The sequence below is a fragment of the Bacillus sp. FG16 genome (assembly GCF_057809515.1).
The window spans coordinates 1-9319 of sequence record NZ_JBMDKC010000147.1 but is presented as its reverse complement, the minus strand read 5'-3'; the positions used below and the strand labels follow the sequence as shown (position 1 = coordinate 9319).

At 37.8% G+C, this 9319-nt stretch carries 9 protein-coding genes; all 9 read left to right on the top strand.

Features of this window, described 5'->3' with window-relative positions; translation table 11 throughout:
- The first annotated feature begins 64 nt into the window (after positions 1 to 64).
- Positions 65 to 1888 (top strand): asparagine synthase (glutamine-hydrolyzing), encoded by a 1824-nt coding sequence (gene asnB / locus ACODS7_RS29580; protein WP_289670205.1) that lies wholly within the window; start codon positions 65 to 67, stop codon positions 1886 to 1888.
- Positions 1889 to 1920: 32 nt separating this feature from the next.
- The gene (locus ACODS7_RS29575) at positions 1921 to 2772 is read left to right on the top strand and encodes an endonuclease I family protein (protein WP_098679446.1); all 852 of its coding nucleotides are present in this window, start codon (positions 1921 to 1923) and stop codon (positions 2770 to 2772) included.
- Positions 2773 to 2963: 191 nt separating this feature from the next.
- Positions 2964 to 3404 carry a hypothetical protein gene (locus ACODS7_RS29570; protein WP_289670182.1) on the top strand — a complete coding sequence of 147 codons (441 nt, stop codon included), beginning with the start codon at positions 2964 to 2966 and terminating at the stop codon, positions 3402 to 3404.
- 119 nt (positions 3405 to 3523) lie between these two features.
- Positions 3524 to 3937, top strand: a complete 414-nt coding sequence (locus ACODS7_RS29565; protein WP_336458234.1) for a hypothetical protein — start codon at positions 3524 to 3526, stop codon at positions 3935 to 3937.
- 69 nt (positions 3938 to 4006) lie between these two features.
- Complete coding sequence (locus ACODS7_RS29560) at positions 4007 to 5449, top strand: pyridoxal phosphate-dependent decarboxylase family protein (protein WP_289670179.1); 1443 nt, start codon at positions 4007 to 4009, stop codon at positions 5447 to 5449.
- 68 nt (positions 5450 to 5517) lie between these two features.
- Positions 5518 to 6201 (top strand): hypothetical protein, encoded by a 684-nt coding sequence (locus ACODS7_RS29555; protein ID WP_289670177.1) that lies wholly within the window; start codon positions 5518 to 5520, stop codon positions 6199 to 6201.
- An 82-nt stretch (positions 6202 to 6283) separates the two neighbouring features.
- Positions 6284 to 7033, top strand: a complete 750-nt coding sequence (locus tag ACODS7_RS29550; protein WP_289670175.1) for an SDR family NAD(P)-dependent oxidoreductase — start codon at positions 6284 to 6286, stop codon at positions 7031 to 7033.
- 84 nt (positions 7034 to 7117) lie between these two features.
- Positions 7118 to 7396, top strand: coding sequence for a YciI family protein (locus tag ACODS7_RS29545; protein WP_289670173.1), 279 nt, complete (start codon positions 7118 to 7120; stop codon positions 7394 to 7396).
- A 194-nt stretch (positions 7397 to 7590) separates the two neighbouring features.
- Positions 7591 to 8874 carry an IS66 family transposase gene (gene tnpC / locus ACODS7_RS29540; protein ID WP_488828265.1) on the top strand — a complete coding sequence of 428 codons (1284 nt, stop codon included), beginning with the start codon at positions 7591 to 7593 and terminating at the stop codon, positions 8872 to 8874.
- Positions 8875 to 9319 lie beyond the last annotated feature (445 nt).

Here is a 9319-nt window from a genome sequence, read left to right as displayed (position 1 = left end):
AAAATTAACGCATATATCTACTTGAAATAAGACTATATTTTTCATGCGATTGTCCGGTCTATACATGTGTGGAATTGCAGGGTGGATTGATTGGTCAAAGGATCTGTCACAAGAAAAAAGAACGTTGCTACAAATGACAGATGCTATTTCTCATCGGGGACCAGACGCAGAAGGATTTTGGTGCTCCAAACACGCTATACTGGGGCATAGACGTCTCATTGTGATTGACCCCGAAGGTGGTATACAACCCATGATATATAAAGAGGGGAAGTATACGATAGCTTTGACCTTTAATGGCGAGATTTATAATTATCAAGAATTACGAAAAGAGTTGATAGAAAAAGGACATATATTTCATACCCATTCCGATACAGAAGTGTTATTACATGCTTATGTAGAATGGCAAGAAGAGTGTGTCAAACACTTAAATGGGATTTTTGCTTTCGGGATTTGGGATGAGCGATACAAAAAATTAATGTTATGCCGCGATCACTTAGGAGTAAAGCCTCTCTTTTTTGCAGAGCGTGACAATGCCATCCTATTTGGATCTGAGATTAAAGCTCTACTGGCACATCCGCTTGTAAAAGCTGAGATAAACAAAGAAGGATTAACTGAATTGTTTGGATTAGGCCCCATGCGTACACCAGGTCATGCAATTTTTAAAGATATTACGGAATTAAGAGCTGGTCATTACTTGATTGCTACTTCTGAAGAGACACGTATAGAACAGTATTGGAAATTGAAAAGTCAACCGCACACAGATGACGTAGATACAACTATTACTACTATTCGTACAATGTTAGAAGATACGGTGCAACGACAATTGATTGCAGATAAACCCGTAGTCTGCATGTTATCAGGGGGATTAGATTCTAGCGGATTGACTGCACTGTCTGGGGAAGTGTATCGCCAGAAACAAGAACGCCTGCAGACATATTCTTTAACATTCACAAATGAAGAACAAGAGTTTGAAACAGATTTTCTGCGCCGAGATCGAGATGAACCGTGGGCGCAACGGGTAGCAGAACATATTGGTACCAAGCATCATTCTATTGAATTAGGAACCGATGCACTTATCGAACATTTACTGATGCCAATGCGCGCACGAGATTTACCAGGAAGTGGTGAAATTGAAACTTCCCTTTATTTATTGTTCAAAGAAATGAAACAAGACGCAACGGTTGCCTTATCCGGAGAATCTGCCGACGAAGTATTTTCTGGTTATCCCTGGTTTCATCAAGAGGAATTCTTAGAAGCTAAGCAGTTTCCTTGGCGCTTACATCACTCGTACATTGCGACCATTTTATCCAAAGAACTCAAAGAACACATTCATCTAGAAGAATATCAAAAACAAAAATTTCAGGAAGCTGTTCGCGAAGTTCCGTTTCTGTCAGAAGAAATGGATATACAAAAGCAGCAACGCCAAATGTCCTACTTATTTATTACGCGTTTTTTACCTTTTATGCTAGAGCGAAAAGATCGTACAAGTATGATGAATGGCTTTGAAGTTCGTGTACCATTTTGTGATTATCGATTGGTAGAATATGTATGGAATGTACCGTTTGACATGAAAAGTATGGACCGTATTGAAAAAGGAATTTTACGTCGAGCCTTTCAGCATGTATTACCAGAAGATGTACGCTACCGTAAAAAAAGTGCCTACCCAAGTACGAAAGATTCCCTATATATTCAAAAGGTAAGCGAATGGATGCTTCACATTATAGAGGATTCCACCTCGCCTATTCTACCGTTAATTGATGTACACAAAGTACAAGGCATTGCGAGAGGAATGGATGAGGAGATTTATGGAAATGACGCAAAAGATGTACTGGATTATTTAATTCAATTGAATGCATGGTTACAAGAATATCAGATTCAGATTGTATAAAAGATGTTGATTTTACGAGGAGAGGACAAAACATGAAGAAGAAACAAACAAAAGAAAAATGGTTAAGCTATCTACTAACCTGTACGGCTCTTATTTCTGTTACGAGCACAGCACACGCAGAGGCTACAATATCAGTACCGAAAACTGGATTCGTTACCCATTCTAGTACACACTCTCCCCTATCGTCTGTATATAGTGATACGGCTTACTATCAACAAACAAGTGGAAAAACAGGACAGGAGTTAAAACAAGCTTTACATCATATTATCGATCATCATACAGAATTACCCTATGATGCTGTTTGGGATGCTTTGCGAAATACGGATGAAGATCCTACTAATCCGAACAATATCCTTCTTTTATATACAGGGCGGTCGCAAGGGAAATTTACAAATGGGGCGAATACAGGACAGTGGAATCGGGAACATGTATGGGCCAAATCACATGGTAATTTTGGAACAGAAAAAGGGGCTGGAACAGATTTGCATCATCTCAAACCAGCAGATGTTACGGTAAACAGCGCACGTGGCAATTTAGATTTTGATGAAGGAGGAACAAAACATCCTCTGGCAACAAATTGTAAATATACCACAACTTCTTGGGAGCCACCTGATCAGGTAAAAGGCGATATTGCCAGAATGTTATTTTATATGGCTGTTCGCTATGAAGGCGATCATGGGGAAATCGATTTAGAACTCAATGACACTGTAAATCGAGGACAAGCTCCTTATATGGGGAAACTTGCTACCTTATTAAAATGGCATGAACAAGATCCTGTTGATGCATTTGAAACTAGAAGGAATGATATGATTTATTCCAAATATCAGCATAATCGGAATCCATTTATCGATCATCCGGAATGGGTGCAAGCCATTTGGAAGTAAATCTATGTACATTAATATGATATTTGTATATTTCGAGAGATAAGGAGGTGATAATATGGGTCCTATTACAACGTTATTAGCCATTTTTGGTGTACTCGCCGCTCCTGGTGCTATTTCATATATTGCCAAACTCTTTAGCTAATAAGATATAAAAAGGTGAATTGTAAATATGCTAGAAAGGGTGTATACACATGAAATGGAAAAAAACATTGTTATGTACTTCTTTTGTCTTATCTGTAGGATTCAGTACGGTAGTACCTGGTCATATCGCATGCGCACAAACAGAACTTGTTCCAATTTCTTCTGAAAGTGCAACAATAACAGCGGAAGAAATCCAAGAATTAGCTACGGATATTACTTTTATTTTCGAGGAAGCCGTCATTAAAAATAATGATGGTACAATTAAGGATTTAGATTTCAAGAAAATAGAAGAAAAATTCGGATCACAGGTAGATTTGAATCAACTGTCTCAATTTAAAGAAGTACTATCGGCATCTTTTTTATCGCTTATTTCTGCACACATTACGAATAAAGAATACGATATCGCTGCCACAAAGGTACTGGAATTAGGTATAAAGGACAACTTAGCACGCTATATCATTCAATTTTCTTGGTATTTTTTCAAAGCATAACCGTATAGAACTAGTATCTAAAAAATGCAATTTATAATCAAAGGTAAAAAATAATCCCCTTTTAAAGGAGCGTTTTTATGAAAAAAAAAACGATAGCAATCTTACTTGCGACACTTTCCATGAGTGCTACTTTGGTAGTGCCCGCATCCTCTTTTGCAGATGCCATACCTTATGAAGATACATCTGCTTTGTTAGAGAAAAAACAAGTACATACAAATAAACCTGTTTCTGTACTTTCTCAGGATATGCCAAATAATCGACAACACGTGATTGGTCATTTTGCTAGAGTAGCGATACTAAATGCGCTGTATTCTGCGCACCCTGATGAGCCTTGGATGAAAAAAATCATAGAAAATCTAGGACCTACGACTGGAAATTGGGTAATGAAGAAAGCAAAAGATATTGCGCATGTATTAGAGGGGTTAACAACCTGGGAAAAGAGCTCGATTACAGCGGGACTTGTCAAAATAGGCATTCCAGAGATGGATGCCGGTGGCATTGCAACGGTTATTGTGTTTTTAATTGGTTTCTAGTCATTCAAATGGAATCTGCTAATAAGTAGATTCCATTACCCATTCTATACAACGAGGGAGTGAGATACATTGGTATATACAGGACGTTTTCACTTAGAAGAACATGAGATGAAAAGGATAGGGTATGAAACCGTTGATATGATTGTCGAACATCTTTGTACCTTACAAGATAAACGTGTCATACAGCCAAAAGAATCTGAATGGAATGATGCCTTATTGCATGAAAACATGCCCATGGAAGGTGAAAGTTGGGAAACGGTATTTGAACAGTTACAACATAATATCTTAGCGAACAGTGCTTATCCGAATCACCCTAGGTATTTTGCTTACGTTCCAAGCCCTGGAAACTATATCAGTGCACTTGCAGAGTTTATTACGAATAGCTTTAACATTTTTGCGGGAAGCTGGGTACTGAGTCCAGGTGCCGCACAAGTGGAAATGGCTACATTGAACTGGATCAAAGATATGTTTCGATTCCCACAGGAATCAGGTGGATTGTTTGTGAGCGGAGGGTCTATGGCCAACTTAACTGCTCTTATTGCTGCCAAGCATGCTGTATTACAAAACGATATGCAGGAAGCTGTGATTTACTGTTCGGAACAAACCCATTCTTCCATACACAAAGCAGTTACCATAGCCGGTTTTCAGCCCGAACAAGTATGTATCATTCCTTGTAATCATCGTTTTGAAATCTCTATTTCTACACTACACACGCAGATTCAACAAGATTGTGAAAATGGTAAAAAGCCGTTTTGTATTATTGCTAATGTAGGTACTACCAATACAGGAACTGTCGATCCAATTGAGGATCTTGTAAGCTTAGCTTCCCAATATGGCATATGGGTTCATGGAGACGCTGCATTTGGCGGACCGGCTATTTTAGCAAAACCAGAAGCTTTTACAGGGATTGAAAAGTTAGATTCTCTATCTTTTGATCCTCATAAATGGTTTTTCCAGTCGTATGATATTGGTTGTATCTTGGTGAAGGATGCTTCGTTATTAAAAAATTGTTTCTTTGCTTTACCCGAGTATCTACAAGATGCGGAAACAGCAAACCAAGAAATTAACTTTTCTGATTATGGTATGGAACTAACCAGAAGATTTCGCGCACTGAAATTATGGTTATCTCTTAAAATATATGGGTTACGTACATTCCAACAAGCTATCCAGAAAGGCTTGTATCTTACAGAAGAAACACAAAAGATCGTGCAAAACTCCAAATATTTAGAAGTAATTACCAGCGGCTTAGGCGTATGTGTGTTTCGTTTTGTACCATCAACGTATGAGTCTACGGAGGCAGTAAATGAACTCAATGAAAACATTGTAAAAGATTTGCATGCAACAGGATTTGCAATGGTGAGCACGACAATATTAGCAGGAAAAAAAGTCATTCGCCTTTGTCCCCTCCACCCAGATGCTACCATCCAGGATATTCGTGAGACCTTACAGCGAATAGAGTGCTATGGCGAAAAGCGATTCCTACATAAAAAATCAATGGTGAGTTCTTACTAGTAGGAAACTTCCAATTCATACTGGATTAGATGATCAAATAAATAGAATACAGAATAGAGGAGTTCACTATGAAGATTGAGTTATTAGAGAAAAAACATATACAAGGAGCCACGAATGTGATTGCGACAGCCTTTGTAGAAAAAGAACCCTTAACAAGTTATCTAGAAGTTCCTTTATCTTCCTATAAGAAGATATGTGAGAAAATGGTCATAGAAGCGATTCAGCAAAAATTATCATGGGTAGCTACGAAAGAGGATGAAGTGGTAGCAGTCATTTTATGCCGAAAAGCAGAAAAACCATTATTGAATAAACAGGAAGCGATTCATCTATGTCCACAAGTTGCCCCCATCTTTCAGCTCTTAACAGAGCTAGAAGAACAATCTGAAGAATTTTTACAATTATCCAAAGAAAACTTGATTTATTTTGACATGGGAGCATGTCATCCAAATTGGATGGGAAAAGGAATCATGAGCGCCATCAATATGCTCTGTTCACATGCATTAAATCTAGCTGCAGAGAACCAATCTAATATTGTTACAGCTTGTACAAATAAAATATCCACCAAATTATGGACAAGGCAATATCAAGCAGTGCAACTGAATGAGATTCACTACGATTCATTTAGTTATCAAGAAACGTATCCATTTTCCGGTATTGTTTCTTCCACAGCTGCCCAATTATTATATATTTCGACTTCTCACATTCTAGAGGGATTAGCAAAACAAAAACGACGTTCTCAGGTTCAAGTATAAATATATGTTCTAATACACATATATTACTAGCAGGAGAATCCATTACTACCCGTATCTTTTTGAAAAAAGGAGAACTGTATAGATGATACAAAAAAGAGTTGTAGTGATTACTGGAGGCGCAAGTGGTATTGGGCGAGAAACGGCCCAGAAGTTTGCGCAAAAAGGTGATCAAGTGGTAATTGCGGATATCGATATAGCATTAGGAGAAGAAACAGTTCATTGGATTCAGGACTCTGGAGGCAAAGCCATCTTTATCCCAACAGATGTAAAACAGATGAACGAGGTCACTTTCCTAATAGAAAAGACCATTGAAACGTTTGGACGAATAGATATTCTGTTTAACAATGCAGGTATAAGTCATCTTTCTTCTCTTTTAGAATTAGACATGGATGCATACCAGCGGATCATTGAGGTTAATCAACACGGTGTAGCACATGGGATAATAGCTGCTGGAAAAGCCATGAAACGTTTAGGAACGAAAGGTTTAATCATCAATATGGCATCTGTATTGGGTATATTTGCTTCTCCTGGGAATTTTGCTTATCATGCCTCAAAAGGCGCTGTAATGATGATGACAAAATCAGCATCATTAGAATTAGCAGACAATGGCATTCGGGTAATAGCAGTTGCTCCAGGACCTGTAGATACGCCCATTCTACAAGAATATCAACATATCAAAGATGAGAAAATTTTACGTGCAATAAGAGAGGAAACTATTCTAACAGAACCAAGTAAAATCGCTGATATGGTGTATGTACTTTCCTTACCGGAAGCATCCGTACTCAATGGAAGTGTTGTGATGTTAGATGAAGGATATACAGCTTTCAAGTAGGAATTATCTTTTCCTATCTTCATATAAAAGATAGCGAATAGAATTAAAAAATATAAATGTCTATGTAAAAAAGGAGTTACAAACATGAAATATTACGTTATTTTTCTTTCTGCCGGAGAAGCTTGGGAACAAAATAAGAATATGGGCGAACAAAACTTACAGCCTCATCGAGACTATTGGAGACCCTATCGAGGTGAAAAAATGATAGCTGGTGGTCCCTTAGAAGAAACAGAAGGACTTATCATTTTACAAGTAGATACACGAGAAGAAGCAACAGAGTTAGCAAACGGAGATCCAGCTGTACAAAAAGGTATTTTTACAGCGGAAATTTACGTATGGCAGCCGCTGTTTACAACATTTTAATAAAATAGAATACATCATAGTGAGGTGTAAACCTTGCATGTTACCTACATCTACAGAAAGACAGAAGATTCATTATGAATACATTACTAACCTCTTTAATTTCAATGTATATTGTGATATATGTAAAAATCAAAAAAGATTTACAATTTGTAAAATATAAAAAGAAGTGTTTGGAAGCTATACAAAACCTTTTTATGGAGGAACATCTCAAATCAACCGTATACATCCAACAATTAGAAGCAGAAAACAAACAATTAAAAGAAACTGTTGCATCTTTGCAGATGGAAATTGAGAAATTACAAGCAACGTGTCAAAAAAATTCTTCAAATAGCCATAACCCCCCTTCTACAGATGGCTGTAAAAAATCCATCACGAAAAGTGTAAGGAGAAAAACAGGACGGAAATCAGGTGGACAAATCGGGCACAAAGGTTATAGACTGGCACCTGTTGAAAATCCACATCATATTGTGACGCACCCTATTTCCCTATGTTCAAAATGTCAATCTTCTTTAGAACAGGAGCAGACTGTCAGTCGGAAAAAACGACAAGTCTTCGACTTACCTTCTACAAAAATAGAGGTGACTCAATATGAATCCGAAGGAAAAGTGTGTGCGAAGTGTTTGTCGTTCGAAGAAGGACTGTTTTTACCCCATGTCACCAAAGCTGTACAATACGGTCCTCGTATCCAAGCTTTAGTTGTTTATCTCATCAATTATCAGATGCTTTCGTATGCCCGTACAGCTGCCTATATTCATGATCAATTCGGGCATACCATTAGTGAAGGAACACTTGTCCATATGAATCGTGTATTCGGAGAGCGCTTGGGCGTATTTGAAGAAAAAGCAAAATCTCATTTGTTACAGTCTCGCATTGTTCATTTTGATGAGACTGGGATACGTGTAAATCGAGAACGCCAGTGGCTCCATACCATGAGCACAAAAGACATAAACCTTCAAGTTGTACATACAAAACGTGGAAAAGAGGCAATGAACGAAATTGGTGTGTTACCTCGTTTTTCAGGAATTGCTGTTCATGATGGATGGGCCTCTTATTTTGGATATAAACAGTCCCAACATATTTTATGTAATGCGCATCTTTTGCGGGATTTACAAGGGATTTTTGAGCAAACCGGTGAAACATGGGCAGAAAATATGAAAAAATTATTATGTGATGCCAAACAACGCAAAGAAGAACAAGAGGGAAAGCTTACATTATGGGATCTTCTAGAAATTGAGCAGGCATACGAAGCCATCCTGCAGGATGGAGCTACATGTCATCTCCCTCAGGTAGAAAAGAGCAAGTCCCAAAAGCGTTCTAAACAATCGCCATCCAAAAATTTATGGGACCGATTTGTCCGAGATAAAGATGCCATTTTAGGTTTTCTCACACATGCAGATATTCCATTTGATAATAATGAAGCGGAGCGAGATATTGGGGTTTCTTGCCCAACCCCTCCAAAAGGTATATTAGCCCGTTAGATTCCCTAAAACCCTAATTTTAGGGAAACGATTAGGAACCCTGATTTTTCTAGTTTAGAACACTCCCTATTTATTCTCCCTAAATTTAAGCAACTTGAGAAAAAGATGGCTGTAACAAAATCAGCGTTATATCGTGAAATCGAAAAACGTGAGCTACTGAGGAAAGTTTAACTTTGCTGTATCTATCTTTGTAAATAGCAATACTAAAATATCTCTGAATTGAGTAGAACAGACTGATTTAGAGACATTTCTTTTTATAGAACCAATCCTTAATGTACCTTTTGGAGGGGATGGGTAAGAACCCCATATTGGTAAGTTCATAGAATTATGATAGAATGAGTACAACTGTATAACGTGGGGTGGTTGGTTGCTGTCCTTTCTCTTATATATTTAGAGAGAAAGGAGGTGACTCCTATGATGGAATATTTACTGTCTTTGCTACAGG